Source organism: Bartonella sp. AS69XJJH, assembly GCF_042195585.1.
In the GTDB taxonomy this organism is placed as follows: domain Bacteria; phylum Pseudomonadota; class Alphaproteobacteria; order Rhizobiales; family Rhizobiaceae; genus Bartonella.
This window is the reverse complement of sequence record NZ_JBHIOO010000018.1, coordinates 1-26,503: the sequence shown is the minus strand read 5'-3', so window position 1 is coordinate 26,503 and position 26,503 is coordinate 1. Positions and strand designations below refer to the sequence as shown.

The following is a 26,503-nucleotide window of genomic DNA, read 5'->3' as shown; positions in this document are numbered from 1 at the left end:
TTCGCTATTCGTGAAGGTGGTCGTACTGTTGGTGCCGGTATCGTCTCTAAGATCATTGAATAAATAATGCTTGTTGAGTGCCTTTATTATTGAAGGCGCTTTGTATAACAGGGAAATAAAGAGCATGAACAGTCAAAATATTCGCATTCGCTTGAAAGCGTTTGATCATAGAATTCTTGATACGTCGACGCGTGAGATTGTATCGACTGCTAAACGTACCGGTGCAAATGTCCGTGGTCCCATTCCGCTTCCAACGCGGATTGAGAAATTTACGGTTAATCGTGGACCGCATATTGATAAGAAGAGTCGTGAGCAGTTTGAGATGCGGACACATAAACGTCTTCTTGATATTGTTGATCCAACGCCGCAAACAGTGGATGCGCTTATGAAGCTCGATCTTTCTGCTGGTGTGGATGTAGAAATTAAGCTCTGAGGTTTGAGGACAGAAGGAACAGACCCGATGCGTTCAGGTGTAATAGCACAGAAGCTGGGCATGACCCGTATTTATAATGATGCTGGTGAGCATGTGCCGGTGACGGTACTTCGTTTGGAGAATTGTCAAGTCGTTGCTCAGCGTACAGTTGAAAAGAATGGTTATACTGCTGTTCAATTAGGTGTAGGCTTTGCTAAGGTTAAGAATACTTCACAAGCTCTTCGTGGACATTTTGCTAAGGCTTCTGTTGAGCCTAAAGCCAAAATAGCAGAGTTTCGTGTGAGTCCCGACAATCTTCTTGATGTTGGTACTGAAATTACGGTGGAACATTTTGTTCCAGGGCAAAGAGTTGATGTGACTGGTACCAGTATCGGTAAGGGGTTTGCTGGTGTTATGAAACGACATAACTTTGGTGGGCATCGTGCTTCCCATGGTAACTCGATCACACATCGTGCTCATGGTTCTACAGGGCAATGCCAAGATCCTGGTAAAGTTTTTAAGGGTAAAAAAATGGCTGGCCATATGGGGCAAGTGCGTGTAACAACACAGAATATTGAAGTTATTTCCACGGATAGTGAGCGTGGTTTAATTTTAGTCCGTGGTGCTGTTTCTGGTTCTAAAGGTTCTTGGATTTTGGTACGGGATGCTGTGAAGAAGCCTCTTCCTGATAATGCTCCAAAGCCTGCTGGTATTCGCCGTCTTGTGAAGGAGAAAACGGAAATGGTTACTCCGGTGATGGAAACCTCTGAAGTTGAGGGAGCCTAATAATGGATCTTGTAATTAAAACTCTTGATGGTAATGAAGCTGGCAAAGTAAAGGTTTCTGAAGCTATTTTTGATCTTGTTCCGCGTGAGGATATTTTGCAACGTGTCGTTCGTTGGCAGCTTGCACGTCGTCAGCAGGGAAGTCATCAATCCCAAGGTCGTTCTGATGTATCGCGAACAGGGGCGAAAATGTTTAAACAGAAAGGAACAGGGCGCGCTCGACATTCATCTGCACGTGCACCGCAGTTTAGAGGTGGGGGTAAGGCACATGGACCGGTGGCTCGTAGCCATGCGCATGATCTTCCTAAAAAGATTCGTGCTCTTGGCTTACGTCTTGCTTTATCTGCAAAATTAAAAGCAAAAGATTTAATTATTGTGGATGAGTTGACTGTTAAGGATGCTAAAACGAAAATGCTTGTTTCTCATTTTTCTAAGCTTGGATTTAATAACGCTCTCTTGATTGGTGGTAAAGAGATTGATATTAACTTTTTTCGTGCAGCCTCTAATATTCCTAATATTGACATTTTGCCGATTCAGGGAATTAATGTTTATGATATTTTGCGTCGCAGCAAACTTGTTTTGTCAAAAGCAGCTGTTGAGGCTCTTGAGGAGCGTTTTAAATGACAGATCTTCGCCATTATGATATAATTATTAGTCCAGTTATTACTGAAAAGGCGACTATGATTTCTGAATATAATCAAGTTGCTTTTAATGTCGCGCCGAAAGCGACGAAGCCTGAGATTAAGGCTGCTATTGAAGCGCTTTTTAGCGTAAAAGTTAAAGCAGTTAACACGATAGTCCGTAAGGGTAAAGTGAAGCGTTTCAAAGGTATAGTTGGTCGGCAGAGTGATGTCAAAAAAGCGATCGTAACTCTGGCCAGTGGTCAGACTATCGACGTTTCGACAGGTCTTTAAGAGGCTCGGAGATAGGAATAATGGCACTTAAGCAATTTAATCCAACTACACCTGGGCAGCGTCAGCTTGTTATTGTGGAACGTTCTTGTCTTTATAAGGGAAAACCTATAAAGATGTTGACTGAAGGTTTATCTTCAAAGGGTGGACGCAATAATCGCGGTCGTGTTACTGCTCGTTTTCAGGGTGGTGGACATAAACGTAGTTATCGGTTTGTCGACTTTAAGCGTCTTAAACGTGATGTTTCAGCAAAAGTTGAGCGTTTAGAATACGATCCTAATCGTACCGCTTTTATTGCTTTAATCCGTTATGAGGATGGGCAATTGAGTTATATTCTTGCGCCACAGCGTCTTGCGGTTGGTGATTCCGTTATGGCTGGTTTAAATGTGGATGTTAAACCAGGTAATGCTATGCCTCTTGGTAATATGCCTGTAGGCACAATTATTCATAATGTTGAGATGAAGCCAGGAAAAGGGGGGCAGATAGCACGTTCAGCAGGTACTTATGCGCAGTTGGTTGGACGAGATCAGGGTATGGCTATTCTTCGTTTAAATTCTGGTGAACAGCGTTTGGTTCCTAGTAGCTGTTTTGCAACCGTTGGCGCTGTTTCAAATCCTGATCATGGGAATATTAATGATGGTAAGGCAGGTCGGTCACGTTGGCGTGGTAAGCGTCCACATGTTCGTGGTGTTGCTATGAACCCCGTTGATCATCCGCATGGTGGTGGTGAAGGTCGTACATCGGGGGGGCGCCATCCAGTATCTCCTTGGGGTAAACCAACAAAAGGTAAGCGTACGCGCTCCAATAAAGCCACTGATAAATTTATTATGCGTACGCGTCATCAACGCAAGAAATAAGAAAGGTAGTCTGAGGTGGTTCGTTCAGTGTGGAAAGGTCCGTTTGTTGACGGCTATCTTCTTGGTAAAGCAGAGAAGGTACGTGCAAGTGGGCGCAATGAAGTTATAAAAATATGGAGCCGTCGCTCTACTATTTTACCGCAATTTGTTGGTTTAACTTTTGGTGTTTACAACGGTAATAAGCATATTCCTGTTTCTGTTTCTGAAGAGATGGTTGGGCATAAGTTTGGTGAGTTCGCTCCTACTAGGACTTATTATGGTCATGGTGCCGATAAAAAAGCGAAGAGGAAGTAGGAATGGGAAAAGCTAAAGTTTTGCGCCAGCTTAAAGATAATGAAGCAAGAGCTGTCACGCGGACAATTCGTGTTAGTCCGCAGAAGCTTAATTTAGTTGCTGCAATGATTCGTGGTAAAAGAGTTAATGTAGCGCTCGCTGATTTGATGTTTTCACGCAAGCGTATTGCTGCTACTGTGAAAAAAACGCTTGAATCAGCAATTGCAAACGCAGAAAATAACCACGATCTTGATATTGATTCGCTTGTTGTGGCGGAAGCTTATGTTGGTAAGTCGATAGTGATGAAGCGCTTTCATGTTCGTGGTCGAGGGCGTGCTAGTAGAATTGAACGTCCATTTTCGCATCTTACTGTTATTGTTCGTGAAGTTACCGAAAAAGTGGAGGCCGCGTAATGGGGCAGAAGATAAATCCAATAGGACTTCGTCTTGGTGTTAATCGGACTTGGGACTCTCGTTGGTATGCTGATAGTGGTGAATATGGGCGCCTTCTTCATGAGGATTTGAAAATTCGTTCATATGTGCTTGAGGAGCTTAAACAGGCAGCTATTTCTAAGGTTGTTATTGAGCGTCCTCATAAAAAGTGTCGTATTACGATTCATTCTGCACGTCCTGGTTTGATTATTGGTAAAAAGGGTGCCGATATCGAAAAGCTTCGTCGTAAGCTCTCAGAAATGACGGATGCTGAAACTTCATTGAATATTGTGGAGATTCGTAAACCGGAGATTGATGCGACAATTATTGCGCAATCAATTGCTCAACAGTTAGAGCGTCGTGTTGCTTTTCGTCGTGCAATGAAGCGTGCTGTTCAATCTGCTATGCGTCTTGGTGCGGAGGGTATTCGTATCAATTGTTCTGGCCGTCTTGGTGGTGCTGAAATTGCTCGTATGGAATGGTATCGTGAAGGTCGTGTTCCACTTCATACCTTGCGTTCTGATGTTGATTACGGTACAGCAGAAGCTAAGACCGCTTATGGTATTTGTGGTATTAAAGTTTGGGTCTTTAAGGGTGAGATTCTTGAGCATGATCCGATGGCTTCAGAGCGTCGTGCTACGGAAGCTGATCAATCTGGTTCTTCATCGAATCGTCGCCGCGAAAATGCTTAGTTTTTGAGATTGAACTAAAATTTGGAGTAGAGAACAATGTTGCAGCCAAAGCGCACAAAGTTCCGTAAACAGTTCAAAGGCCGTATTCACGGTTTTGCGAAGGGTGGTACGGATTTGAATTTCGGTGCCTACGGTTTGAAGGCTGTTGAGCCGGAGCGGGTTACTGCTCGTCAAATTGAAGCGGCGCGCCGTGCGATTACACGTTATATGAAGCGTTCTGGTCGTGTGTGGATTCGCATTTTTCCAGATCTTCCGGTTACATCTAAACCGACTGAAGTTCGCATGGGTAAAGGTAAGGGAAGTGTTGATTATTGGGCTGCACGTGTTGCTCCTGGGCGCGTCATGTTTGAGCTTGATGGAGTTCCGGAGGATGTTGCACGTGAAGCGCTGAGATTAGGCGCTGCAAAGTTGCCTATAAAAACGCGTTTCATCCAGCGTATTGCTGAATAATGAGGTTAAGCGATGAAAGCCACAGAATTACGGGCGCAAACGCTCGACCAAATAAAAGATGAATTGGCTAAGTTAAAGAAAGAGCAATTTAATTTGCGTTTTCAAAAAGCAACAGGTCAATTAGAAAAGACTGCGCGTGTTAGACAAGTTCGTCGTGATATTGCGCGTATTAAAACTTTTCTTCGTCAAAGATTAAGTGAAAGTAAGGTTTAAGGAAATGAGAGATGCCTAAACGCGTTTTGCAGGGTGTTGTTATTAGCGACAAAAGTGATAAAACTGTTGTTGTAAAAGTTGAACGCCGTTATTCTCATCCGCTTCTTAAGAAGACTGTTCGGCAGTCTAAAAATTATAAAGCGCATGACGAAAACAACCAATTCAAGATTGGGGATCAAGTTTCTATTCAAGAATCTAGACCAATTTCGAAAGATAAAAGTTGGATTGTTGTAAAAGACAATGTAGCGTAATAGGTTAAGTTTATTGTTTTAGAGTTTAACAATGTTTTTATCATTGATAAATTTGAAGGCAATAGCTTTATCGTTATTTGGCAGGCAAATCCGAGTGTACAAAAGGTACAATCGGGTATATGTGTTAAGAGAAGGTGGCCAGTCATGATTCAGATGCAAACAAACCTCGACGTTGCTGATAATTCTGGTGCTCGTCGTGTCATGTGCATCAAGGTGTTAGGCGGTTCAAAGCGGAAATATGCTTCGGTCGGTGACATTATTGTTGTTTCGGTTAAGGATGCTATTCCTCGTGGCCGTGTTAAAAAAGGTGATGTTATGAAAGCTGTTGTGGTTCGTACTGCTAAGGATATTCGTCGCGCAGATGGTAGTGTCATTCGTTTTGATAGTAATGCTGCGGTTTTAGTAGATAATAAAAAAGAGCCGATCGGCACTCGTATCTTTGGACCTGTTCCCCGCGAATTGCGTGGTAGGAATCATATGAAGATCATCTCGCTCGCTCCTGAAGTTCTGTAAGGAGTAAATGTTATGCAAAAGATTCGAAAAGGTGATAAAGTCGTTGTTTTATCCGGTAAGGATAAAGGATGTAGCGGTGAAGTAATTAAAGTTAATCCAAAAGAGAATAAGGCTTTTGTTCGTGGGATTAATATGATTAAACGTCATCAACGTCAAACGCAGAAGCAAGAAGCTGGAATTATTTCTAAAGAAGCTCCGATTCATCTGTCTAATTTGGCGATTGCTGATCCTAAAGATGGTAAGCCTACACGTGTAGGTTTTCGTATGAATGCAGATGGTAATAAAGTGCGTTTTGCCAAGCGTTCGGGAGAGTTGATTAATGGCTGAGGAAAGACAAATACCGCGTATGAAGGTGCATTATTTTGAAGTGATTCGTAAAGCACTTCAAGAGAAGTTTAATTACAGAAATGCAATGCAAATTCCGCGGATTGATAAAATTGTAATAAATATGGGAATAGGCGAAGCAACTGCTGATTCGAAGAAGCCTTCCCTTGCGGCTGAGGATTTAGGGCTAATAACAGGTCAGAAAGCTGTTGTTACGCGTGCGCGTAATTCTATTGCGACCTTTAAGGTTCGTGAAGGAATGCCTCTTGGGGCTAAAGTTACATTGCGTAAAGATCGTATGTTTGAGTTTTTAGATCGTCTTGTTACGATTGCTCTTCCGCGGGTTCGTGACTTTCGTGGTTTAAATCCAAAGAGTTTTGATGGTCGTGGCAATTTTGCTATGGGTATTAAAGAACACATTGTGTTTCCAGAAATCAACTATGATAAAGTTGATCAGATTTGGGGCATGGATATTATCGTTTGTACGACAGCAAAAACGGATGATGAAGCTCGTGAGTTATTGCGTGCTTTTAATTTTCCTTTTCGTTCGTAACGGCAAACGTAGTGAGGTGAAATTATGGCCAAAGTAAGTGCCGTTGAAAAAAATAAGCATCGTGAGGTGATGGTAAAGCGTTATGCTGCCCGTCGTGCACGTTTGAAAGCAATAGTTATGGATCAGAAGGTTTCTCTTGAAGAACGTTTTAAAGCTTCTGTTCAGTTGGCTGAGTTGCCGCGTAATTCTTCGAAAGTTCGTATTCGTAATCGCTGTGAGGTTTCAGGTCGTCCGCGGGCTTATTATCGTAAATTAAAAATGTCGCGAATTGCGTTGCGTGAGCTTGGCTCTATTGGCCATATTCCTGGTATTGTAAAGTCTAGTTGGTAAGAGGAGATTATTTAATGTCTATGTCAGATCCTCTTGGTGATATGTTAACACGTATTCGTAATGCGCTTGGTCGTAAAAAAGGTAAAGTAGTTACCCCAGCTTCGAAGCTTCGTGCGCACGTTCTTGATGTTCTTCAGTCGGAAGGTTATATTCGCGGATATAATCAAATTGATTTAGGTGATGGGAAAGCTGAAATTGAAATCGAGTTGAAGTATTTTGAAGGGCTGGCTGCTATTCGTGAGATTTCACGTGTATCAAAGCCAGGTCGTCGTGTGTATGTTTCTGCTAAGTCACTTCCACAGGTGGCAAATGGTCTTGGTATTTCGATTTTATCGACTCCTAAAGGTGTCATGGCAGATCATGAGGCGCGTGAACAGAATGTTGGTGGAGAACTCCTTTGTCGTGTTTTCTAAGTTATGTCAAGAAAACGGAAGAAAAAGTAGGTTAGAACAATGTCTCGTATTGGAAAGAAACCCATTTCAATTCCTTCTGGAGTTACTGCTACTGTTGAAGGTCAGCTGGTTAAGGCAAAAGGTCCAAAAGGTGAACTGAGTTACGTCGTCAATGATGAAGTCTTAGTCAAGTTTGAGGAAAATATCATATCAGTTATGCCGCGGGATCAGTCAAAAGATGCGCGTTCTAAATGGGGTATGTCGCGCTCAATGATTGAGAACATTTTTTGTGGTGTGAAAGATGGTTTTGAAAAGAGGTTGGAGATTAATGGGGTTGGTTATCGTGCTGCTTTACAGGGTAAGGATGTTCAACTATCTCTAGGCTTTTCGCATGATGTGGTTTATAAAGTTCCATCGGGTGTTACTGTAACTGTTCCTAAACCAACAGAAATAGTTGTTTCTGGAATTGATAAACAGCAAGTTGGACAAGTTGCAGCGGAGATTCGTGAGTATCGTAGGCCTGAGCCTTATAAGGGTAAAGGTGTTAAGCATGCAGATGAACGTATCTTCCGTAAAGAAGGTAAAAAGAAATAAGGATTTTGTATTATGGTTTCATCTAAGGACATTATCCAACGTCGTGCAAGGCGTGTTCGTCGTAGAATTAAAATGGTTTCTCACGATCGTCCTCGGCTTAGTGTTTATCGTTCAAATCAGAACATTTATGCTCAAGTTATCGATGATTTGCGGGGACGTACACTTGTTTCAGCCTCTACTCTTGAAAGTGATTTAAAAAAGTCGTTAAAGAGTGGTGCTGATAAAAAAGCAGCTTTTGCTGTTGGTAAGTTAATTGCTGAGCGTGCGAAGCAGGCGGGTGTTAATGAGGTGGTTTTTGATCGTGGTGCGTATGTGTACCATGGTCGAGTCAAAGCTTTAGCTGAAGCTGCTCGTGAAGGTGGTTTGAATTTCTAAAATTTCTTATTTATGAATGAGTAAGGAGAGTTTAGAGTATTTCGTTTAAGTTCTTCTAGTTTGATGAGGGACTTTGTTATGGTGCTTCCGGAAAAGAAAAAGGAATGAGGAATGGCACAAAAAGAACGTGGTGAGAGAGAAGAACGCGATAATGAATTTGTCGATAGGTTAGTTCATATCAATCGTGTTGCTAAAGTTGTAAAGGGTGGTCGGCGTTTTGGTTTTGCTGCTCTTGTTGTCGTTGGAGATCAAAAAGGGCGTGTGGGTTTTGGACATGGTAAAGCCCGTGAAGTTCCAGAAGCCGTTCGTAAAGCAACGGAATCTGCAAAACGTGGGATGATTTATGTTCCGCTTCGGTCTGGACGTACATTGCATCATGATCTTGAAGGTCGTCATGGAGCTGGGCGTGTTTTGCTACGTTCGGCTTCTGCTGGTACTGGTATTATTGCTGGGGGGCCGATGCGTGCTATTTTTGAGGCTCTTGGTATGCAGGATGTCGTTGCAAAATCATTAGGATCGTCGAATCCTTATAACATGGTTCGTGCGACATTTGATGCATTGAAACATCAAATGCATCCTAGGGATATTGCTGCTCAACGTGGTATAAAATATTCGACTTTGCAGGCGCGTCGGCGCCATTTGGTTGACCTAGAAGGATAGTTTCTGAGATTATCAGAAAAGGAATTAGGAAATGGTTCAGAAAAAATCTCAGAGTGGTAAAACTATCACGGTGGAGCAAATTGGAAGCCCTATTCGAAACTCACAGATTCAGCGTGCAACCTTAAAGGGGCTTGGACTAAATAAAATGCGTCGTCGGCGCGTTTTAGATGATACACTTTGTGTGCGGGGTATGATTGCTCAGGTTCGGCATCTTGTTCGCGTTATAGATGAAGGTTAAGGGTTGCAGGAGTATTAGATATGAAACTCAATGAACTGCGTGATTGTGAAGGCGCAACAAAAAATCGTAAGCGTGTTGGGCGTGGTATTGGTTCTGGTACGGGTAAGACTGGTGGTCGTGGTGTAAAAGGGCAAAAGTCGCGTTCTGGTGTTTCTCTTAATGGTTTTGAAGGTGGGCAAATGCCTATCTATCGTCGTTTGCCAAAACGTGGATTTAGAAATTTCTTTGCCAAAACCTATAATGAAGTTTCGCTAGGACGTATTCAGTTGGCCGTTGATGAAGGTAAGTTGAATATTGAAAAGCCTGTTGATATAATTGCTCTGAAAGAGGCAGGTATTATTCGTCGTGAAAAAGATGGGGTTCGTCTTCTTTCTGATGGTGATTTGAAGGCTAAGATTACCTTTCATGTTTCTGGTGCTTCACAAGCTGCTCGTGTTAAGATTGAAAAAGTGGGTGGCCAGGTTATTTTTCCTGATATTGCTCAATAATTTTTTTAATATGAGTAGAGACCTAAAGAAGAATTACATCTGTTCTATGGGATCTTTTGTGGAGATTTTTTAAATTCTGCATTTATTTATGTATGCATATATGAATTTTAGGGTTATACTTCTGTGATTTAAAGAACTGGAGTGTGAAGTGGAGACGTTTTATGGCATCAGCAGCAGAGCAATTTGCTTCCAATATAAACTTCGGTACCTTTTCGCGTGCAACTGAATTAAAGAAACGCATCTGGTTTACTCTTTCGGCGCTCCTTGTATATCGCTTTGGTACTTATATCTCTCTTCCAGGTATTAATATCGATGCTTTGCGGCAAACATTTGAACATCATGCGTCGGGTGTATTAGGGCTCTTTAATATGTTTGCTGGAGGTGCCGTTGGGCGTATGGCTATTTTTGCGCTGGGTATTATGCCTTATATATCGGCATCTATTATTGTCCAATTGTTAACATCTATTATTCCTTCTTTGGAAACTCTTAAAAAAGAAGGGGAATTAGGTCGTAAGGTTATCAATCAATATACGCGCTATGTAACAGTAGTATTGGCAATTCTACAAGCTTTTGGTATTGCGGTTGCGCTTGAAAGCGGTATCGGAACGGGACTTCAAATTGTTTTAGAACCAGGTCTTATGTTTCGCATTTCTTCTGTTATTACACTTGTTGGCGGAACGATGTTTCTCATGTGGCTTGGTGAGCAAATTACGTCACGTGGTGTTGGTAATGGGGTTTCTCTTATCATTTTTACAGGGATTGTAGCCAACTTTCCTTCTACTTTTGCTCAGCTTTTGACAGCTCATAGTCAGGCTGATTTATCAACTTTTCTTTTAATAGGAATCGTTCTTATTGCTGTTTTGGTTATTGGGCTTATTGTTTTTATAGAGCGTGCGCAACGGCGAATTCTTATCCAGTACCCGAAACGTCAGGTCGGTAATCAAATGTTTCAAGGAGATATGTCGCATCTTCCTTTAAAGTTGAATACTGCTGGTGTTATTCCACCTATTTTTGCTTCATCTTTATTATTATTACCTGCCACTATTAATAATTTTTCTGATAAAATGCCACAATGGGTTCAGGCGATTTCTTATGCTCTTGGTCATGGACAGCCACTTTATATGATGGTTTATGCATTTTTAATGGCGTTTTTTTGCTTTTTTTATACAGCTATTGTGTTTAATCCAAGTGATACTGCAGATCAGTTGAAAAAACATTCTGGTTTTATTCCAGGGATCCGTCCAGGTGAGCGTACAGCCGAATATATTGATTACGTTTTGACGCGTATTACTGTTGTGGGCGCTGTTTATATTATCTTGGTTTGTTTGTTACCTGAATTTATGATATCTGCATTACAGGTTCCTTTTTATCTTGGGGGAACATCCTTGTTGATTGTTGTTACTGTTACACTTGATACGGTTGCTCAAATTCAGGGGCATCTTGTTGCCCACCAATATGAAGGGTTGATAAAAAAATCAAAACTTCGTGGAGGTAGAAGGAATCGATGAGAGTTATTCTTTTAGGTCCTCCTGGAGCGGGAAAAGGTACGCAAGCAAAAATGTTGACTGAGGAATATAACATTCCTCATTTATCAACAGGGGATATGTTGCGTGAGGTGATTGCCAAAGAAACGGAGATTGGTAAAAAAGCTAAAGCTATTATAAGTTCCGGTGCTTTGGTCACTGATAGTATTGTTAACCAAATCGTATCAGATCGGATTGATGAAACTGATTGTGTAAACGGTTTTGTTTTGGATGGATATCCGCGAACTGTGGGGCAGGCAGAAGCGTTACAACAGATACTAGAGTCAAAAAATATGCGGCTTGATGCTGTTATTGAGTTGTGTGTGGATGAAGACGTGTTGATCGAACGTATGAAAAAGCGCGTTGAGGAAACAATAGCGGCTGGTGGACAGGTTCGTTTAGATGACAATCCTGTTTCTTTTGCAAAAAGATTAGTAGAATATCGTGAAAAAACAGCTCCTTTATCAAAATTTTATTCAGAGAGGGGAATGTTGAAGGTCATTGATGGAATGATTGGTATTGCTGAAGTGACACGTATGATTAGAGGTTTTCTTTCATGAGATTTTTTTTAGAAATAAATGAAAAGAGTTGACTTTTGAGATGAAATCTATCACAAACAAATTTAATTTATTTTAGCGAAATAAGAGGATTCGGAAGAATTGTTTTTCTGAGTCTATTTTTTTCTATAAGGTATACTAGGTATTTTATAACAACTTGTCAAAATAACTAAGGAGAGTAGGCGTGGCTCGTATTGCTGGCGTCAATATCCCGACAAATAAGCGTGTAATTATTGCGCTTCAATATATCCACGGGATTGGACCGAAATTTGCTCAAGAAATTATTGAAAGAGTTGGCATTCCTTTGGGGCGTCGTGTGCATGAACTTTCAGATGCTGAGGTGTTGCAGATTCGTGAGGCGATAGATCAGGGCTATCAAGTTGAAGGTGATCTTCGTCGTGAGGTTGCTATGAATGTTAAGCGTTTGATGGACCTTGGTTGTTATCGAGGATTGCGTCATCGCCGGTCTTTGCCTGTCCGAGGACAGCGGACTCATACGAATGCTCGTACGCGTAAAGGACCGGCTAAGGCAATTGCCGGTAAGAAGAAATAAGAGCCTTTGTGGAAGGTCTTTATATATTCTTTTTCTTGTTTAATTTATTTGACAAGGAAAAAAGGTGGAGCTGCTGATGTTACGGCAGTGATGAGATCGTTGAAAGGGAAATTATGGCCAAGGAAGCCACACGTGTTCGTCGTCGCGAACGTAAAAATATTTCGTCAGGTGTTGTGCATATTAATTCAACATTTAATAACACAATGATTACTATTACTGATGCTCAGGGTAATGCAATTGCTTGGTCATCTGCGGGGGCTCAGGGGTTTAAAGGTGCACGTAAATCGACACCTTTTGCTGCTCAGGTTGCTGCGGAGGATTGTGCAAGAAAAGCGCAAGAGCATGGTATGCGTTCTTTGGAAGTTGAAGTTTGTGGACCTGGATCAGGGCGTGAATCTGCTCTACGTGCATTGCAATCTGTTGGTTTTGTCATTACTTCTATTCGCGATGTAACACCAATTCCTCATAATGGATGTCGTCCGCGGAAAAGGCGGCGTGTTTAATTGGGTGTTGTTTTTTGTTGTCGGAGATTTCTCTGATGTTCACATTGGTCGTTACGATTGAATGGTAACGGAACTAAAGAACGGGAATAAAAATATGATCCAGAAAAACTGGCAGGAACTTATTAAACCCAATAAGGTTGAATCATGTGCGCATGATAATCCAAATATTATAAGTGTGATTGCTGAACCTCTTGAACGGGGTTTTGGCTTGACGTTAGGCAATGCACTTCGTCGCGTGTTGTTATCTTCGCTTCGTGGTGCTGCTATTACTGCTGTGCAGATTGACGGTGTCTTACATGAATTTTCATCGATTCCTGGTGTGCGTGAGGATGTTACGGATATCATTTTGAATATAAAAGAAATTGCGCTTCGTATGGAAGAAGAAGGGCCTAAACGTGTCGTCGTTTATAAAGAGGGTCCTGGTGTCGTGAAAGCGGGAGATATCAGTACTGTTGGGGATATGGAAATTCTAAATCCAGATCATGTTATTTGTACTCTTGATGAAGAAGCTGAAATTCGTATGGAATTTATTGTCAACACAGGAAAGGGGTATGTTCCATCTGATCGTAATTGTGTTGATGATGCGCGTATAGGGCTTATTCCAATTGATAGTCTTTATTCACCAATTCGTAGAGTGTCTTATAAGGTGGAAAATACGCGTGAAGGTCAAGTTTTGGATTATGATAAATTGACCTTAACGATTGAAACAAACGGCGCTGTTAATGGAGAGGATGCTGTTGCTTTTGCAGCACGTATTCTTCAGGATCAATTATCGTTATTTATTAACTTTGAAGAGCCGCAGAAGGAGCCTATTGAAGAGGCTGATTCTGAGCTTTCTTTTAATCCTGCACTTCTCAAAAAAGTGGATGAATTAGAACTTTCAGTTCGTTCGGCAAATTGTCTTAAGAATGATAATATTGTTTATATTGGTGATCTGATTCAAAAAACAGAATCTGAGATGCTTCGGACACCGAATTTTGGTCGCAAATCGTTGAATGAGATTAAAGAAGTTTTGGCGTGTATGGGTTTACATCTTGGGATGGAAATTCCTGCGTGGCCGCCTGAAAACATTGATGATCTTGCAAAACGCTATGAAGATCAATATTAAAATTAGAATTTAAGGAGAAGCCTTATGCGCCATAGTAAGTCAGGACGCAAGTTGAATCGTACTGCCAGTCACCGTAAAGCGATGTTTGCAAATATGGCAACTTCGTTGATTGAGCATGAGCAGATTGTGACAACGCTTCCAAAGGCTAAAGAGATTCGTCCTATTGTTGAAAAACTTGTTACTCTTGGTAAGCGTGGTGGTTTGCATGCACGTCGGCAAGCAATTGCAGCACTTCGTGATGCAGGAAAGGTTGCAAAATTATTTGATACGCTTGCGCCACGTTATGCATCACGCAACGGTGGATATTTGCGTATTATGAAAGCGGGGTTTCGTACCGGTGATAATGCGCCCATGGCTGTTATAGAATTTGTTGATCGTGATGTTGAAGCGAAGGGTGCTGGGGATCGTGCTCGCATGGAGGCTTCTGAGAGTGAAAAGGGAACATCTTTGTAGAGTTTTTTTATTCTGTTGGATTTTTAAAGGCCGCCTTGTCTTAGGCGGTTTTTTTGTGAGCATTTTAAGTTTGTTTTAGTTGAGAAATAGGTGCAGAGAGAAAATTATAGGATATTGAATTATCTTATTTTTATAATATTTATTGTTCAAATAGGTTGTTTTTATTCTCTATTATGAAATATTAGTAGAGATCCTTAATTTGCGGGGATGCGTTTTTTAATTCTATTAATTTTCAACAGAATGTGCTGATTTTATAAGGAGTGGATTATGAGGTATTCTTTTTGGGTGCGGATTTTTTTTGCAATTATGATGCAGATATCATTTGATCATGTATATGCTCGTGTTCCTCAAACACAAACAGAAATTACTCTTTCATTTGCTCCTTTAGTTAAAAAGACTGTTCCATCTGTTGTGAATATTTATGCAGCTCGACAAATTAGAGCACGATCACCTTTTGAAGGCGATCCATTTTTTGAGCAATTTTTTGGTCGTTTTCAAAATAAATTTCCTGTTCGCAAGCAATCGTCATTAGGATCAGGGGTGATTGTTGATGCACGTGGTCTGATTGTTACAAATTATCACGTCATTAAAGATGCAAGCGAAATTAAAGTGGCTTTTTCTGATGGGCGGGAGTTTGAGAGTAAGATTGTGCTCAAAGATGAAGCAACTGATATTGCAATTCTTAAAGTTGATGCAAAAGATGCTCAATTTCCTGTTCTTTCTTTGGGAAATTCTGATTCTGTTGAAGTTGGTGATCTTGTTCTTGCTATTGGTAATCCTTTTGGTGTTGGTCAAACAGTTACAAGTGGTATTGTTTCAGCGCAAGCGCGTACACGTGTTGGGATTTCTGATTTTGACTTTTTTATTCAAACAGACGCAGCCATTAATCCAGGAAATTCTGGTGGCGCTTTAATTGATATGAAAGGTCAGTTAATCGGAATTAATACGGCTATTTATTCGCGTTCCGGTGGTTCTGTAGGGATTGGTTTTGCTATTCCAGTTAATCTTGTAAAAGTAATGCTTGATACTGTTAAACGCGGTGGAAAATATTTTGTGCCGCCTTATATTGGGGCTTCTTTTCAAAATGTTACAGCTGATATTGCTGGTGGTTTAGGTTTAGAACGTCCCTATGGTGCTCTGATTATTGAAGTTATCAAAGATAGTCCGGCTGAAAAAGCTGGATTGAAAGTAGGTGATGTTATTTTGAGTGTGCAGGGGGTACGCGTTGATAGTCCAGATAGTCTTGGGTATCGTTTGATGACAGCTGACGTTGGGCATAATCTTGCTTTGGAATATTTACGAAATGGAAAAACTTTAAAAACACAAATAACAGTTTCATCGATATCAGAAACTGCACTTTTAAAAGCTGAAAAAATTACGGGTGACAGTCCTCTTGCTGGTGCTGAAGTGTTAGATTTAACACCGCAAAATAGTCGACGTTTTCATCTTCCTATATCTGCAAAAGGGGTTGTGATTACCAATCTTGATGAAATGAGCAATGCATCTGGAATTTTTCAGTCAGGAGATATTCTACGTGTTGTAAATGGCCATAAAATTCAAACAGTTCATCAGTTGAAAAAGGTTCTTATGCAAGCTCGTTCGCGTACTTGGCAATTGGAATATGAACGTGATGGTATGTATATTCGCCAATTTATTCGTTGAGGTTTTTTTTGAAAAAAGATTTTTTTACTTCGTCGTTTGATTTGCAAGTTAATAAAAATCAGCCACTTGCAGAAAGAATGCGCCCTTGTTCTCTCAATGATGTTGTGGGACAAAAGCATTTGATTGGAGAGGATGGTTTGCTTTCACGTATGGTGGCAACTGGCTCAATTGGGTCGATGATTTTTTGGGGACCTCCAGGGACGGGAAAAACAACCGTTGCACGTTTGTTAGCACTTGAAACAAATTTCGCGTTTGAACAGGTTTCTGCTATTTTTACAGGAGTTTCTGAACTTAAAAAGATTTTTGAAGTTGCGCAGAGGCGTTTTATATCTGGGGATAAAACACTTCTCTTTGTTGATGAAATTCATCGGTTTAATCGTGCACAGCAGGATAGTTTTCTTCCTGTGATGGAAGATGGTACTGTGGTACTTATAGGTGCAACAACCGAAAATCCTTCTTTTGAACTTAATGCTGCTCTTCTTTCGCGTGCGCGTGTTTTAACATTTCTTTCTCATGATCATGAAAGTTTGGACATGCTTTTGAGGCGTGCTGAAGAAGTGGAGGGAAAAATTCTTCCCTTGGACAACGATGCCAGAGACGTTTTGATAGAGATGTCTGATGGTGATGCCCGGGTAGCGTTAACATTGGCAGAGGAAGTTTGGTCTATTGTACCACTGGGAGAGATTCTTGATGTTGTTGCTTTGCAAAAAGTTATTCAGCGTCGTGCGCCCATTTATGATAAAGGACGAGAGGGGCATTATAATCTCATTTCAGCGTTGCATAAATCCGTTCGTGGATCTGATCCTGATGCTGCGCTTTATTATTTGGCACGTATGTTAGATGCTGGTGAAGATCCTCTCTATATTGGGCGAAGATTGGTTCGTATGGCCGTTGAAGATGTTGGTTTGGCGGATCCTCAGGCTCTTGTCATTTGTAATGCAGCAAAAGATGCCTATGATTATTTAGGATCACCAGAAGGAGAATTGGCTTTGGCGCAAGCATGTCTTTATGTTGCAACTGCGCCAAAGTCAAATGCAACATATCTCGCGTATAAAGCAGCACTGCGTTGTGCGCGCAAAAATGGCTCTTTATCACCTCCTAAGCATATTCTTAATGCCTCTACGAAATTTATGAAGGAGGAAGGGTATGGAAATGGTTATTGTTATGACCATGATGAACCAGACGCTTTTTCAGGACAAGAATATTTTCCCGAAAAACTTGGGCGTCAGAGTTATTATAAACCAGTTGAGCGTGGCTTTGAGCGTGAAATTGTGAAACGTCTTGAGTGGTGGAAACAATTGCGCAAAAAACGTAAAGATCAAAATAAAATTTGAGTTGAAATACGTTTTTTGTTGTTCTTGGATTTATTTTTATCTCTTATGTTATTGTATGAGTAATTTAGCTTATATTTTAGACGTTTATTGCATTGCTCGTAGAGATTTTTTGATATCTTCAAAAGTGCGTATTTTTTTATCAAATTTAAATGTGTTATTCAACTTTTAAGCTGCTTTATTTTTGTGGTTTTTATTAAATAATATATTTATTTATAATGATAACGGACTGTTTCATAAGTTGAATGAAAGTCTCAGATACCGTAAATTTCTCTCATTTCAAGCCTGTTATTTGTTGAATCAATCAAATCATTCGCTTGCATGTTATAAGCAAGATTAGCGTGTGATAAAAACTGTACAAGAAAGAACTAAATTCCTCTTATGAATCGTCTCATGTGCCGAGAGCTGTCGCAACATTGGGGGATGATAAATAGTGTGATGGTGCCTGCTTACTCCTTCTTTAGTATAAAGATGGTGGCGCCCAAAGGGGTTTATAGTATACCACATTTATAGGTGTTGTCACGAAGTGGGCTTGGGAGCATTGAGAGATGTTTCTTAAATCAAGTGCATGAATATGCAACAAAATGGCGTTTTGTTCTTCAATGCAATAGGGTATGAAATTGATTGATGATGCGTTTTTGTGGGATCAATAGCAGGAGAATTCTTAGTCTCTTAAGTGCTTAATCAAAGGGATAAGCAGAAGGGCTTTAGAACATTGTGTTTAAATTTAAATTGTTCCTTTTCTAGAGAGATATAAATATGTTAACTATGCTCTCATAGAGATATTATTTTATTGGAGTTTATTATATGTCATAAGATAAGCAATGCCAATTCTTTATTGTGATGGTCATGAATGTTATGGACATAATGTGGAGAGAGGAATGGAAATCGTCTGTGAAAGTCTAAACTCAAGACTTTAGTTAAATTAAAAGTACAGTGTATACTTAAGTTTTAGGTTATTATGAATCAGTCAAGGATATAATCGTGGATAAAACAAAAGCTCTCGATGCTGCTCTATCACAAATTGAACGTTCTTTTGGTAAAGGCTCGATTATGCGTCTTGGGCAGAAAGAGCAGGTTGTTGAAATTGAAACAGTTCCAACAGGGTCGTTATCCTTGGATATTGCTTTAGGGATTGGTGGATTACCGAAGGGACGTATTGTTGAGATTTACGGGCCAGAAAGTTCTGGGAAAACAACATTGGCTCTACATGCTATTGCTGAGGCACAAAAAGGAGGTGGGATTTGTGCTTTTATTGATGCAGAGCATGCGCTTGATCCTATTTATGCGCGTAAGCTTGGTGTTGATTTAGCAAATTTGTTCATTTCTCAGCCAGATACCGGTGAACAGGCATTGGAAATTACAGAAACGTTAGTTCGTTCTGGTGCAGTTGATGTGCTTGTTGTGGATTCTGTCGCAGCTTTAACACCGCGAGCAGAAATTGACGGTGAAATGGGTGATGCTTTACCCGGATTGCAAGCTCGGTTAATGAGTAAAGCGTTGCGAAAATTAACCGCAGCAATTTTTCGCTCTAACTGTATGGTTGTCTTTATTAATCAAATTCGCATGAAAATTGGTGTGATGTTTGGTTCTCCCGAAACGACAACGGGTGGAAACGCTTTAAAGTTTTATGCTTCTGTTCGTTTAGACATTCGTCGCATTGGATCCATTAAAGACAGGGATTCAATCGTTGGTAATCAGACGCGTGTTAAAGTGGTGAAGAATAAACTAGCACCTCCATTCAAACAGGTTGAGTTTGATATTATTTATGGTGAAGGTATTTCCAAAGTAGGTGAATTGATTGATTTGGGTGTCAAGGTTGGTATTGTGGAAAAATCTGGTGCATGGTTTTCTTATAATTCTCAGCGTTTAGGACAGGGGCGTGAGAATGCAAAGCAGTTTTTACGTGAACATGCGGAAATAGCTACAGAGATTGAAGCCGCTTTGCGCCAAAATGCTGGTTTGATTGCGATTGAATTGTTAGAAAATGCAGGGTCAGAAAATATAGAAAGTGATGAAGCCATTTGATGGAGCGTTTTTTTCGTCTATAATTTTTTGCTTTTAAGATTTTTCTGTTTTTTTGTTTGAGCTTTTAAATACGCAGTCATTTTTTTCTCAATTTTTAAAACAAATATTCCATTTTTGATTAAATTGACTCCATACGTGACAAAGAGGATATTTAATGAGGGGGATTTTCTTTTATGGTTTTGTGCTGTATTGAGCAGGTGTCAGTATGAATAGTGTTAATAATATTCGGTCAATATTTTTGGATTATTTTCATCGTAATGGGCATAAAGTTCTTTCTTCTAGTCCGCTTGTTCCGCGGAATGATCCTACACTTATGTTTACAAATGCAGGGATGGTGCAGTTTAAAAATGTTTTTACTGGACTTGAACAACCTTCTTATACGCAGGCAACAACGGCACAAAAATGTGTTCGTGCGGGTGGAAAGCATAATGATCTTGATAATGTTGGATATACGGCGCGCCATCATACATTTTTTGAAATGCTGGGTAATTTTTCTTTCGGTGATTATTTCAAAGAAGAAGCCATTTTTTTATCATGGAATCTTTTAACGAAGGAATTTTGCCTGCCAAAAGATAAATTGTTGGTGACAGTTTACCAGAGTGATGATGCTGCTGCTGAACTGTGGCGGAAAATTTCAGGTCTTCCAGATGAAAAAATTGTCCGTATTGCGACGGCTGATAATTTTTGGTCGATGGGAGAAACAGGCCCTTGTGGGCCTTGTTCGGAGATTTTTTATGATCATGGTGATAAAATCTGGGGCGGTCCTCCTGGAAGTATAGAAGAAGATGGCGATCGCTTTATTGAGATTTGGAATCTTGTTTTTATGCAATATGAGCAGATTTCTAAGGAAAAGCGTGTTGATTTGCCTCATCCTTCTATTGATACCGGTATGGGATTAGAGCGTATTGCTGCTGTTTTACAGGGTGTTCATGATAATTATGATATTGATCTTTTTCGTGCATTAATTGCTGCTTCAGAAGAAATTACAGGGATTGAGGCAAAGGGTGATTTTATTGCCAGCCATCGTGTCATTGCTGATCATCTTCGTTCATCTGCATTTTTGATTGCTGATGGTGTGCTTCCTTCTAATGAAGGAAGAGGATATGTTTTACGTCGCATTATGCGTCGCGCTATGCGTCATGCGCATCTTCTTGGTGCTAAAGAGCCATTGATGTGGCGTCTTTTGCCTGCTCTAATTCGCGAAATGGGACAAGCCTATCCTGAATTGGTGCGTGCTGAATCTTTGATTTCAGAAACTTTAAGGTTAGAAGAAATGCGTTTTCGTAAAACGCTTGAACGAGGACTTGGTTTGTTAAATGAAGCAAGTACCGATCTTAAAGAAGGAGATTATTTAAATGGTGAAGTTGCTTTCAAGCTTTATGATACCTATGGTTTTCCGCTTGATTTAACGCAGGATGTTTTGCGGCGTCGTGGAATATCTGTTGATATTGATACCTTTGATAAAGCGATGGAACGTCAAAAAGAGGAAGCGCGTGCCAATTGGTCTGGTTCTGGGGAAGCTATAACAGAAAAGATCTGGTTTTCTGTTCGTGATAAAGTGGAGGCTACAGAATTTTTGGGTTATGAAACAGAAACGGCTAAAGGCATTCTTACAGCTCTTGTTTGTGATGGTAAACTCGTTGATCATATTTCTTTAGGTCAGAAAGCTATGCTTGTTGTTAATCAGACACCTTTTTATGGTGAAGCTGGGGGGCAGATTGGTGATAGCGGTATCATTTCTGGTGAAAATTTTATTTTTGAGGTGAGTGATACCCAAAGAAAGAGTGATGGTCTTTTTATTCATATTGGAGAAGTAAAATCTGGTCAGGCATCGAGATCTGACTGTGTAGAATTAACCGTTGATGTTGTTCGTCGTAAAAAAATCCGTGTAAATCATTCTGCTACTCATTTGTTACACGAAGCTTTACGACAAGTTTTGGGATCTCATGTTACACAAAAGGGCTCTCTTGTATCGCCAGATCGGTTGCGTTTTGATTTTTCTCATCCAAAATCCGTTTCACCAGAAGAATTGAAAAAAATAGAAGATTTAGCAAATGAGATTATTTTGCAAAATAGTAAAGTGATAACGCGCCTCATGGCTGTAGATGATGCCATTTCTGAAGGGGCAATGGCGTTATTCGGTGAAAAATATGGTGATGAAGTTCGTGTTGTTTCTATGGGAAATCAGCTTGAACCAGGGGAACTACAGAAGAATTGGTCAATTGAGCTTTGTGGAGGTACACATGTGGAGCGAACAGGGGATATCGGTTTGATTCATATTGTTTCTGAAAGTTCTGTAGCTGCTGGAGTGCGGCGTATTGAAGCTTTAACAGGTAAAGAAGCACGCCTTTATCTTAGCCGCCAAGATGAACGTATTCATGAAATTGCTGATCTTTTAAAAACTTCTTCTGTTGGTGTGGAAGAACGGGTGCGAATTTTACTTGATGATCGTCGTAAACTTGAAAAAGAATTGAATGATGTACGCAAGAAAATGATGTTGAGTGGTGGAATAACAGAAAGGAGCCAAGGTGATATGACTATCATCAATGGTTTTTCTTTTACCGGACGCGTTGTTAAAAATATTTTACCACGGGATCTTAAGGCGATCGTCGATTCTGAGAAAAAACAAATCGGATCTGGAGTGGTTGCGTTTATTAGTGTCTCGGAGGATGGAAAAGGGAGTGCTGTTGTCGGCGTTACGGATGATTTAACTCATAGATTGAATGCTGTTGATCTCGTTCGTATTCTTTCAGCTATGCTTGGTGGTAAAGGTGGAGGTGGCCGTCCTGATATGGCGCAGGCTGGTGGTCCTGAGGGGAACAAAGCTGATGAGGCATTTGCAGCACTAAAAGATTTTTTGGAAAAAATTAAAGAATGAAATTATTCTGCATAGATGTTTTTACATTTTTATATTGGATTGGCATCTATGTATCATGAATATTTGTTTGGTGTATTTCTGAAATGAAGATACAGCGTAATTGGGAAAAATACAATCGTAAAGATAAAAACAGTGTTTGTCTTTATCATCACTTTTTCATTTGGCATTATAGCTTCCAAGCATTTCAGAAATCACTGTTTTAAGATAAGATAGATTATGCAGCACTTCATACTTTGCTGTTACTAGGAAGACTAGTTATTGTGTTGCTCTTATAGATTTTTTTGAAAAAAAATCTCTTTTATGAAAGGAATAATACAAGATTTATTGCATACGATTATCCTTATAAAAGAGCTATTGTATTGTTTTCATTTTACTTTTTATTTACAAGAAAACAATTTTTAGGTTTATCATTAAAAGGTTTTGAAAAGAATATTCTCCTATCTTTATAAATCTTTATTTCAAGTTATAAATTAATGAATTATCTATATAAATCAAAGGAATGTTACATAAATTTAAAGATTTAGATTAATGTCTAATTTATTATTATACAATTGCCTTAATACATTGAGTTATAATGATAATTTATCATTTAAAATTCTGTGTATATTAAATTAATCAAAATCACTCACGAATGTTGTTGTGAAATGGGCTTAAGAGCATTGAGAAATATTTCTTTAAAAAAGCCATATGAATGTGCAAAACAATGATGTTTTGTTCTTTATGAGAGGACTATAAAGAACGTGATAAACAAAAGTGCAAAGCAATACAATACTATTCATTATTAAAAAGATATTGTTTTAGTTCGTTTTGAATCGTAAAGCTGAGTTGAAAGAAGATGGTAAAACTGGAAGTTGTTTTAATATTTGTCTTAAACACTTAAAATGGTTTGTGGCATTTTTAGAAATCTTTTTACTTGTATCATATATAAGAACTCTTGTTATAGTGAGAAGGATTTTTTTGCATAAGATTTATGAAGAGTATCGTTTTTATGAAGCTATGGCTTCATGTAAGGGGATAACATTTTCTCCTTCTCTTTCTGGTGGTTTGATTGTTAAACCACTTGCCTTTAAAAAATTAGAGAAACGTCCCCCTTTATCGATCAATTCTTGAAAGTTTCCTTTTTCCATTAAGTAACCATGTTCCAGAAAGAGTATCACATCAGCATTGCGTACTGTTGAGAGGCGATGTGCTATAATAAAAGTAGTGCGGTTATGGCGTATGGAATCGAGAGCATCTTTAACACGTGCTTCTGTTTCAACATCAAGAGCGCTTGTTGCTTCATCTAGTATGAGAATAGGGGAATTTTTTAAAACAGCGCGTGCAATTGCTAGTCGCTGTTTTTCTCCACCTGATAATTGAGATCCTCGTTCGCCCACCATTGTGTCATAACAATCAGCTTTTTTTAGAATAAAATCGTGAGCTTCTGCTATTTTTGCTGCTTCATAAAGTTCTTCATTCGTTGCGCTCGCTTTTCCTATTGAAATATTGTCGTAAATAGTGCGGTTGAAAAGACCTGAGTCTTGAAATACTGTTGCTAGAGACTTGCGTAAAGATTCGCGATTGATCGAGCATATATTTATTCCATCAATGGAGATATGCCCAATAGTAGGGTCGTATACGCGCTGCAACAGATTGATCAATGTTGTCTTCCCAGCCCCTGTTGGTCCTACAATCGCAACAGTTTGTCCTGCTTTAACCTCAAAGGAAATATCAAAAACACCTTGAGAAGAATTTGGAAATTTATAGGTTACTTGATGAAATTGTATGGCGCCTTTAACATTTTGGAGGGAAGGAAGATTTTGTGGTTCGTTGGTATGAAAGGTTGAGTCTTCCATTTCAAAAAATTCTTGCAGTTTTGCTTGTGAGGATATTGCACAATTAATAAAATTGCTCATTTGGTCTAGACGACTAATCATGAGTTGTGCAAATCCAACAAAAGCAACGACTTCGCCTACTCGTAATTGACCTTTTGCAACAAAAAAAGCTCCAAGGAGAAGAACACAAACGATTGAAATTGTTGAAGCCATTCGATTTAAGCCACTGGCAAGCGCCCACCAATTAAGAACAGGATTTTGTGCTTTAAGCAGAGCATTTGTATGTTGATGCAGTATAGAAGTTTCTTCTTTTATTCGGTTATAACTTTGTACAATGGAAACATTAGAAATTGAATCACTGACATGTTTAAAAAGGTTGTGGTGGTAGCATTCTACAGCGGCTTGCCCGTCTTTTGTTTTTCGCATCACTAAATGTGCAATTAATACGTAGATGATGGCAAGCACAACCAAGACTATTGAAAGACGCCAATTCATATTAAACGCTATGGGAATGAGAACCAATAAAGCGACAAGCGTTGAGAGGTGTTGGCGCATAAAATCAAGCCATATGGTTGACATGGAATCTATTGCGCGCAAAAGTGTATGGAGTGCGTTGGAAGTCCCACGTTGTTGATGCCAAATTAAAGGCATGGCAATGATACGTTCAAAAGATTCCGTTAAAACCATTAAGCGGCGTCTATGGGCTAAGCGGTCAGCACCGCGAGCAACAAGGACATAAGCAATAATATGTGAAAGTCCAAAACAAACCCAAAGGGTAAGAGTAGGAATGATAGCTGATTTTTCTGAAATAGAATCAATAACACGTCCGAATAAAATAGGTTCCGCAATGGTGATAATAGCTAACATAACATTAGCGGTACAGATTAAAAGGGATGCATTTTTTTCTCTATTTAGGTAAGTGAGAACACGTGCATAGGTTTTGAATAAGGACACGGTTAATTATCTCCATTCGCTATTAAGCGTAAAGGGTGTGGATTTTTACAACGCTTAGTTTTTAGCTAATAAAATTTAGACGTTAAGAAAAGGCAATTTTGGATACTAACTGTAATATGGTGTGATAAAGCCAACTAAAATATCAATTTTTGTGTTTATAAAGGCGCAAAAATAGATCAATAAAATTATCAGGTAAGGGAATTTTCATGGCAGGCGTAGAAATAAAAAAAGTTGAGGCAGATGAAAATGGAATGCGCTTAGATCGATGGTTTAAGGTGCATTATCCAGGACTTGGTTTTGGAGCTTTGCAAAAATTGTTGCGTTCTGGTCAGATACGGGTTGATGGTGGACGTGTTAAAGCCGATACGCGTCTTTGTATGGGGCAAGCTGTTCGTATTCCACCTCTCCCTATTAATGACAAGGAAAATCTTTTAATAACGGATAAAACACTTCGTGGGCAGGATGATGGAATCGTTTTGAAAAAAATGCTGCTTTATGAAGATCCAAAGGTATTTGTTTTTAATAAACCAGCTGGGTTGGCTGTACAAGGAGGCTCTGGTTTAACACGTCATATGGATAGTATGCTTGAGGTATGGCGCAATAAAAAAGGTGAAAAGCCGCGTTTGGTTCATAGGCTTGATCGTGAGACGTCGGGTGTGCTTATTGTTGCGCGATCAAGGGGAGCTGCTCAGTCCTTAACAGCTGCTTTTAGAGCGCGAGAAACAAAAAAGACTTATTGGGCGTTGGTTCGGGGCGTTCCTAAAAAAAAGCAGGACAAAATTTCAACGTGGATGGTTAAGGAAATGACTGCACAAGGTGACAAAATGCGTGTTTGTGAACATGGGGAACCAGATTCACATCATGCGGTTTCCTACTATCGCGTTTTAGATACGCGAGGGCGGGCTCTTTCGTGGCTTGAAATGGAACCCTATACAGGAAGAACACATCAGCTTCGTGTGCATGCTGCCCATATGGATCATCCTATCATTGGCGATACAAAGTATTTTTTTTCTGATAGTAATTGGACATTACCAGGAGGAATTCAAAACCGTCTTCATCTTCATGCACGTCGTATTCGTATTCCTCATCCTTCAGGAGGAATATTGGATATTGTTGCACCTTTACCACCTCATATGGTTCAAAGTTTTAATCTTTTGTCTTTTAATGAGAGTGATGCTGAAACAGAGTAATCTATTTCTATTAAATCAATACATTACTGTAATAGTGGGGGAATAGGTGAATCTTGATTCTATTGAGTTTTTTTGCCCCTATCCCTCATTTTTTTGAAGCTTTTTTATAGATTCTAAGGCTAATTTTTTACGATCTGCGCTCTTTGTGTAAAGAGATGCCATATTATCATTTGTCCAGCCAAATAATGCTTTCAATTGTGATACTGT

General features: G+C 39.7%; 33 protein-coding genes and 2 pseudogenes. 33 read left to right on the top strand and 2 right to left on the bottom strand.

From position 1 onward, the window contains the following. The 32 genes and pseudogenes from ACFIK6_RS07725 to alaS all read left to right on the top strand — a co-directional run. A pseudogene (locus ACFIK6_RS07725) lies at nucleotides 1-63 on the top strand (elongation factor Tu); the annotation flags it as partial. Nucleotides 64-124: 61 nt separating this feature from the next. Beyond that, on the top strand, nucleotides 125-433 hold the full coding sequence (gene rpsJ / locus ACFIK6_RS07720; RefSeq protein ID WP_005773267.1) for a 30S ribosomal protein S10: 309 nt from the start codon (nucleotides 125-127) through the stop codon (nucleotides 431-433). A gap of 27 nt (nucleotides 434-460) precedes the next feature. Then, entirely contained in the window at nucleotides 461-1,198 is a 738-nt protein-coding gene (gene rplC, locus ACFIK6_RS07715; RefSeq protein ID WP_273723985.1) for a 50S ribosomal protein L3, read from the top strand. A 2-nt stretch (nucleotides 1,199-1,200) separates the two neighbouring features. Further along, nucleotides 1,201-1,821 carry a 50S ribosomal protein L4 gene (gene rplD, locus ACFIK6_RS07710; RefSeq protein WP_375642463.1) on the top strand — a complete coding sequence of 207 codons (621 nt, stop codon included), beginning with the start codon at nucleotides 1,201-1,203 and terminating at the stop codon, nucleotides 1,819-1,821. Next, nucleotides 1,818-2,111, top strand: a complete 294-nt coding sequence (locus ACFIK6_RS07705) for a 50S ribosomal protein L23 (RefSeq protein ID WP_273723987.1) — start codon at nucleotides 1,818-1,820, stop codon at nucleotides 2,109-2,111. Before rplD ends, ACFIK6_RS07705 begins: the two co-directional genes overlap by 4 nt. A 20-nt stretch (nucleotides 2,112-2,131) precedes the next feature. Further along, on the top strand, nucleotides 2,132-2,965 hold the full coding sequence (gene rplB / locus ACFIK6_RS07700; RefSeq protein ID WP_375642464.1) for a 50S ribosomal protein L2: 834 nt from the start codon (nucleotides 2,132-2,134) through the stop codon (nucleotides 2,963-2,965). 15 nt (nucleotides 2,966-2,980) lie between these two features. Continuing rightward, complete coding sequence (gene rpsS / locus ACFIK6_RS07695; protein WP_004855734.1) at nucleotides 2,981-3,259, top strand: 30S ribosomal protein S19; 279 nt, start codon at nucleotides 2,981-2,983, stop codon at nucleotides 3,257-3,259. Between the two features lie 2 nt (nucleotides 3,260-3,261). Then, nucleotides 3,262-3,651 carry a 50S ribosomal protein L22 gene (gene rplV, locus ACFIK6_RS07690; protein ID WP_375642465.1) on the top strand — a complete coding sequence of 130 codons (390 nt, stop codon included), beginning with the start codon at nucleotides 3,262-3,264 and terminating at the stop codon, nucleotides 3,649-3,651. Next, on the top strand, nucleotides 3,651-4,361 hold the full coding sequence (gene rpsC, locus ACFIK6_RS07685; RefSeq protein WP_273791408.1) for a 30S ribosomal protein S3: 711 nt from the start codon (nucleotides 3,651-3,653) through the stop codon (nucleotides 4,359-4,361). The genes rplV and rpsC overlap by 1 nt, the downstream gene beginning before the upstream one ends. 36 nt (nucleotides 4,362-4,397) lie before the next feature. Next, nucleotides 4,398-4,811 (top strand): 50S ribosomal protein L16, encoded by a 414-nt coding sequence (rplP, locus tag ACFIK6_RS07680; protein ID WP_375611475.1) that lies wholly within the window; start codon nucleotides 4,398-4,400, stop codon nucleotides 4,809-4,811. A 12-nt stretch (nucleotides 4,812-4,823) separates the two neighbouring features. Next, nucleotides 4,824-5,024 (top strand): 50S ribosomal protein L29, encoded by a 201-nt coding sequence (gene rpmC / locus ACFIK6_RS07675; protein ID WP_375642466.1) that lies wholly within the window; start codon nucleotides 4,824-4,826, stop codon nucleotides 5,022-5,024. Nucleotides 5,025-5,035: 11 nt separating this feature from the next. Next, nucleotides 5,036-5,275, top strand: coding sequence for a 30S ribosomal protein S17 (gene rpsQ / locus ACFIK6_RS07670; protein ID WP_375642467.1), 240 nt, complete (start codon nucleotides 5,036-5,038; stop codon nucleotides 5,273-5,275). A gap of 144 nt (nucleotides 5,276-5,419) precedes the next feature. Beyond that, nucleotides 5,420-5,788, top strand: coding sequence for a 50S ribosomal protein L14 (rplN, locus tag ACFIK6_RS07665; protein ID WP_004855715.1), 369 nt, complete (start codon nucleotides 5,420-5,422; stop codon nucleotides 5,786-5,788). Nucleotides 5,789-5,800: 12 nt separating this feature from the next. Next, on the top strand, nucleotides 5,801-6,115 hold the full coding sequence (gene rplX, locus ACFIK6_RS07660; RefSeq protein ID WP_375611476.1) for a 50S ribosomal protein L24: 315 nt from the start codon (nucleotides 5,801-5,803) through the stop codon (nucleotides 6,113-6,115). Continuing rightward, nucleotides 6,108-6,665 (top strand): 50S ribosomal protein L5, encoded by a 558-nt coding sequence (gene rplE, locus ACFIK6_RS07655; protein WP_375619909.1) that lies wholly within the window; start codon nucleotides 6,108-6,110, stop codon nucleotides 6,663-6,665. Before rplX ends, rplE begins: the two co-directional genes overlap by 8 nt. 24 nt (nucleotides 6,666-6,689) lie before the next feature. After that, nucleotides 6,690-6,995, top strand: coding sequence for a 30S ribosomal protein S14 (rpsN, locus tag ACFIK6_RS07650; RefSeq protein WP_375657167.1), 306 nt, complete (start codon nucleotides 6,690-6,692; stop codon nucleotides 6,993-6,995). Nucleotides 6,996-7,009: 14 nt separating this feature from the next. Next, entirely contained in the window at nucleotides 7,010-7,408 is a 399-nt protein-coding gene (gene rpsH / locus ACFIK6_RS07645) for a 30S ribosomal protein S8 (protein ID WP_015856577.1), read from the top strand. Between the two features lie 39 nt (nucleotides 7,409-7,447). Continuing rightward, the gene (rplF, locus tag ACFIK6_RS07640) at nucleotides 7,448-7,981 is read left to right on the top strand and encodes a 50S ribosomal protein L6 (RefSeq protein WP_015856576.1); all 534 of its coding nucleotides are present in this window, start codon (nucleotides 7,448-7,450) and stop codon (nucleotides 7,979-7,981) included. Between the two features lie 12 nt (nucleotides 7,982-7,993). Continuing rightward, complete coding sequence (gene rplR, locus ACFIK6_RS07635; RefSeq protein WP_375677517.1) at nucleotides 7,994-8,356, top strand: 50S ribosomal protein L18; 363 nt, start codon at nucleotides 7,994-7,996, stop codon at nucleotides 8,354-8,356. A gap of 111 nt (nucleotides 8,357-8,467) precedes the next feature. Then, the gene (gene rpsE, locus ACFIK6_RS07630; protein ID WP_015856574.1) at nucleotides 8,468-9,016 is read left to right on the top strand and encodes a 30S ribosomal protein S5; all 549 of its coding nucleotides are present in this window, start codon (nucleotides 8,468-8,470) and stop codon (nucleotides 9,014-9,016) included. Between the two features lie 31 nt (nucleotides 9,017-9,047). Further along, complete coding sequence (gene rpmD / locus ACFIK6_RS07625) at nucleotides 9,048-9,254, top strand: 50S ribosomal protein L30 (RefSeq protein WP_015856573.1); 207 nt, start codon at nucleotides 9,048-9,050, stop codon at nucleotides 9,252-9,254. Nucleotides 9,255-9,274: 20 nt separating this feature from the next. Next, the gene (gene rplO / locus ACFIK6_RS07620; protein WP_375642469.1) at nucleotides 9,275-9,742 is read left to right on the top strand and encodes a 50S ribosomal protein L15; all 468 of its coding nucleotides are present in this window, start codon (nucleotides 9,275-9,277) and stop codon (nucleotides 9,740-9,742) included. A 161-nt stretch (nucleotides 9,743-9,903) separates the two neighbouring features. Then, on the top strand, nucleotides 9,904-11,250 hold the full coding sequence (gene secY / locus ACFIK6_RS07615; protein ID WP_375642479.1) for a preprotein translocase subunit SecY: 1,347 nt from the start codon (nucleotides 9,904-9,906) through the stop codon (nucleotides 11,248-11,250). Beyond that, nucleotides 11,247-11,825 carry an adenylate kinase gene (locus ACFIK6_RS07610; protein ID WP_375677516.1) on the top strand — a complete coding sequence of 193 codons (579 nt, stop codon included), beginning with the start codon at nucleotides 11,247-11,249 and terminating at the stop codon, nucleotides 11,823-11,825. The genes secY and ACFIK6_RS07610 overlap by 4 nt, the downstream gene beginning before the upstream one ends. A 181-nt stretch (nucleotides 11,826-12,006) precedes the next feature. Then, nucleotides 12,007-12,375 (top strand): 30S ribosomal protein S13, encoded by a 369-nt coding sequence (gene rpsM / locus ACFIK6_RS07605; protein ID WP_026500557.1) that lies wholly within the window; start codon nucleotides 12,007-12,009, stop codon nucleotides 12,373-12,375. Between the two features lie 113 nt (nucleotides 12,376-12,488). Continuing rightward, nucleotides 12,489-12,878, top strand: coding sequence for a 30S ribosomal protein S11 (gene rpsK, locus ACFIK6_RS07600; RefSeq protein ID WP_007347762.1), 390 nt, complete (start codon nucleotides 12,489-12,491; stop codon nucleotides 12,876-12,878). 94 nt (nucleotides 12,879-12,972) lie between these two features. After that, on the top strand, nucleotides 12,973-13,986 hold the full coding sequence (locus tag ACFIK6_RS07595; protein WP_375642471.1) for a DNA-directed RNA polymerase subunit alpha: 1,014 nt from the start codon (nucleotides 12,973-12,975) through the stop codon (nucleotides 13,984-13,986). 24 nt (nucleotides 13,987-14,010) lie between these two features. Further along, nucleotides 14,011-14,439, top strand: coding sequence for a 50S ribosomal protein L17 (rplQ, locus tag ACFIK6_RS07590; protein WP_375642472.1), 429 nt, complete (start codon nucleotides 14,011-14,013; stop codon nucleotides 14,437-14,439). Nucleotides 14,440-14,706: 267 nt separating this feature from the next. Next, nucleotides 14,707-16,101: a DegQ family serine endoprotease gene (locus tag ACFIK6_RS07585; protein ID WP_375677515.1), complete on the top strand. Its 1,395-nt coding sequence runs from the start codon at nucleotides 14,707-14,709 to the stop codon at nucleotides 16,099-16,101. A gap of 8 nt (nucleotides 16,102-16,109) precedes the next feature. After that, entirely contained in the window at nucleotides 16,110-17,435 is a 1,326-nt protein-coding gene (locus tag ACFIK6_RS07580) for a replication-associated recombination protein A (protein ID WP_375642474.1), read from the top strand. A gap of 981 nt (nucleotides 17,436-18,416) precedes the next feature. Beyond that, nucleotides 18,417-19,460 (top strand): recombinase RecA, encoded by a 1,044-nt coding sequence (gene recA, locus ACFIK6_RS07575; RefSeq protein ID WP_375642475.1) that lies wholly within the window; start codon nucleotides 18,417-18,419, stop codon nucleotides 19,458-19,460. Between the two features lie 205 nt (nucleotides 19,461-19,665). Next, nucleotides 19,666-22,338: an alanine--tRNA ligase gene (gene alaS, locus ACFIK6_RS07570; RefSeq protein ID WP_375642476.1), complete on the top strand. Its 2,673-nt coding sequence runs from the start codon at nucleotides 19,666-19,668 to the stop codon at nucleotides 22,336-22,338. Nucleotides 22,339-23,324: 986 nt separating this feature from the next. Here the strand turns inward: alaS and ACFIK6_RS07565 are convergent. Continuing rightward, entirely contained in the window at nucleotides 23,325-25,106 is a 1,782-nt protein-coding gene (locus ACFIK6_RS07565; RefSeq protein WP_375642477.1) for a glucan ABC transporter ATP-binding protein/ permease, read from the bottom strand. Between the two features lie 206 nt (nucleotides 25,107-25,312). Here ACFIK6_RS07565 and ACFIK6_RS07560 point away from each other — a divergent pair, with 206 nt between their 5' ends. Then, nucleotides 25,313-26,296, top strand: a complete 984-nt coding sequence (locus ACFIK6_RS07560) for an RluA family pseudouridine synthase (RefSeq protein ID WP_375642478.1) — start codon at nucleotides 25,313-25,315, stop codon at nucleotides 26,294-26,296. A gap of 78 nt (nucleotides 26,297-26,374) precedes the next feature. On the opposite strand, the pseudogene ACFIK6_RS07555 reads toward ACFIK6_RS07560, so the two are convergent. Beyond that, nucleotides 26,375-26,503: pseudogene (locus tag ACFIK6_RS07555) on the bottom strand (integrase); the annotation flags it as partial.

Excerpts from the sequence above, each read along its gene's own strand:
- rplN (WP_004855715.1), top strand. The coding sequence starts at position 5,420 with ATGATTCAGATGCAAACAAACCTCGACGTTGCTGATAATTCTGGTGCT.
- ACFIK6_RS07585 (WP_375677515.1), top strand. The coding sequence starts at position 14,707 with ATGAGGTATTCTTTTTGGGTGCGGATTTTTTTTGCAATTATGATGCAG.
- rplR (WP_375677517.1), top strand. The coding sequence starts at position 7,994 with ATGGTTTCATCTAAGGACATTATCCAACGTCGTGCAAGGCGTGTTCGT.
- rplV (WP_375642465.1), top strand. The coding sequence starts at position 3,262 with ATGGGAAAAGCTAAAGTTTTGCGCCAGCTTAAAGATAATGAAGCAAGA.
- ACFIK6_RS07560 (WP_375642478.1), top strand. The coding sequence starts at position 25,313 with ATGGCAGGCGTAGAAATAAAAAAAGTTGAGGCAGATGAAAATGGAATG.
- rpsC (WP_273791408.1), top strand. The coding sequence starts at position 3,651 with ATGGGGCAGAAGATAAATCCAATAGGACTTCGTCTTGGTGTTAATCGG.
- secY (WP_375642479.1), top strand. The coding sequence starts at position 9,904 with ATGGCATCAGCAGCAGAGCAATTTGCTTCCAATATAAACTTCGGTACC.
- ACFIK6_RS07610 (WP_375677516.1), top strand. The coding sequence starts at position 11,247 with ATGAGAGTTATTCTTTTAGGTCCTCCTGGAGCGGGAAAAGGTACGCAA.
- rplO (WP_375642469.1), top strand. The coding sequence starts at position 9,275 with ATGAAACTCAATGAACTGCGTGATTGTGAAGGCGCAACAAAAAATCGT.
- rpsK (WP_007347762.1), top strand. The coding sequence starts at position 12,489 with ATGGCCAAGGAAGCCACACGTGTTCGTCGTCGCGAACGTAAAAATATT.
- ACFIK6_RS07595 (WP_375642471.1), top strand. The coding sequence starts at position 12,973 with ATGATCCAGAAAAACTGGCAGGAACTTATTAAACCCAATAAGGTTGAA.
- ACFIK6_RS07705 (WP_273723987.1), top strand. The coding sequence starts at position 1,818 with ATGACAGATCTTCGCCATTATGATATAATTATTAGTCCAGTTATTACT.
- rplC (WP_273723985.1), top strand. The coding sequence starts at position 461 with ATGCGTTCAGGTGTAATAGCACAGAAGCTGGGCATGACCCGTATTTAT.
- rpsE (WP_015856574.1), top strand. The coding sequence starts at position 8,468 with ATGGCACAAAAAGAACGTGGTGAGAGAGAAGAACGCGATAATGAATTT.
- rpsN (WP_375657167.1), top strand. The coding sequence starts at position 6,690 with ATGGCCAAAGTAAGTGCCGTTGAAAAAAATAAGCATCGTGAGGTGATG.
- rplQ (WP_375642472.1), top strand. The coding sequence starts at position 14,011 with ATGCGCCATAGTAAGTCAGGACGCAAGTTGAATCGTACTGCCAGTCAC.
- rplX (WP_375611476.1), top strand. The coding sequence starts at position 5,801 with ATGCAAAAGATTCGAAAAGGTGATAAAGTCGTTGTTTTATCCGGTAAG.
- rpsH (WP_015856577.1), top strand. The coding sequence starts at position 7,010 with ATGTCTATGTCAGATCCTCTTGGTGATATGTTAACACGTATTCGTAAT.
- rpsQ (WP_375642467.1), top strand. The coding sequence starts at position 5,036 with ATGCCTAAACGCGTTTTGCAGGGTGTTGTTATTAGCGACAAAAGTGAT.
- rplF (WP_015856576.1), top strand. The coding sequence starts at position 7,448 with ATGTCTCGTATTGGAAAGAAACCCATTTCAATTCCTTCTGGAGTTACT.
- rplD (WP_375642463.1), top strand. The coding sequence starts at position 1,201 with ATGGATCTTGTAATTAAAACTCTTGATGGTAATGAAGCTGGCAAAGTA.
- rplP (WP_375611475.1), top strand. The coding sequence starts at position 4,398 with ATGTTGCAGCCAAAGCGCACAAAGTTCCGTAAACAGTTCAAAGGCCGT.
- rpmD (WP_015856573.1), top strand. The coding sequence starts at position 9,048 with ATGGTTCAGAAAAAATCTCAGAGTGGTAAAACTATCACGGTGGAGCAA.
- rplB (WP_375642464.1), top strand. The coding sequence starts at position 2,132 with ATGGCACTTAAGCAATTTAATCCAACTACACCTGGGCAGCGTCAGCTT.
- rpmC (WP_375642466.1), top strand. The coding sequence starts at position 4,824 with ATGAAAGCCACAGAATTACGGGCGCAAACGCTCGACCAAATAAAAGAT.
- alaS (WP_375642476.1), top strand. The coding sequence starts at position 19,666 with ATGAATAGTGTTAATAATATTCGGTCAATATTTTTGGATTATTTTCAT.
- rpsJ (WP_005773267.1), top strand. The coding sequence starts at position 125 with ATGAACAGTCAAAATATTCGCATTCGCTTGAAAGCGTTTGATCATAGA.
- rplE (WP_375619909.1), top strand. The coding sequence starts at position 6,108 with ATGGCTGAGGAAAGACAAATACCGCGTATGAAGGTGCATTATTTTGAA.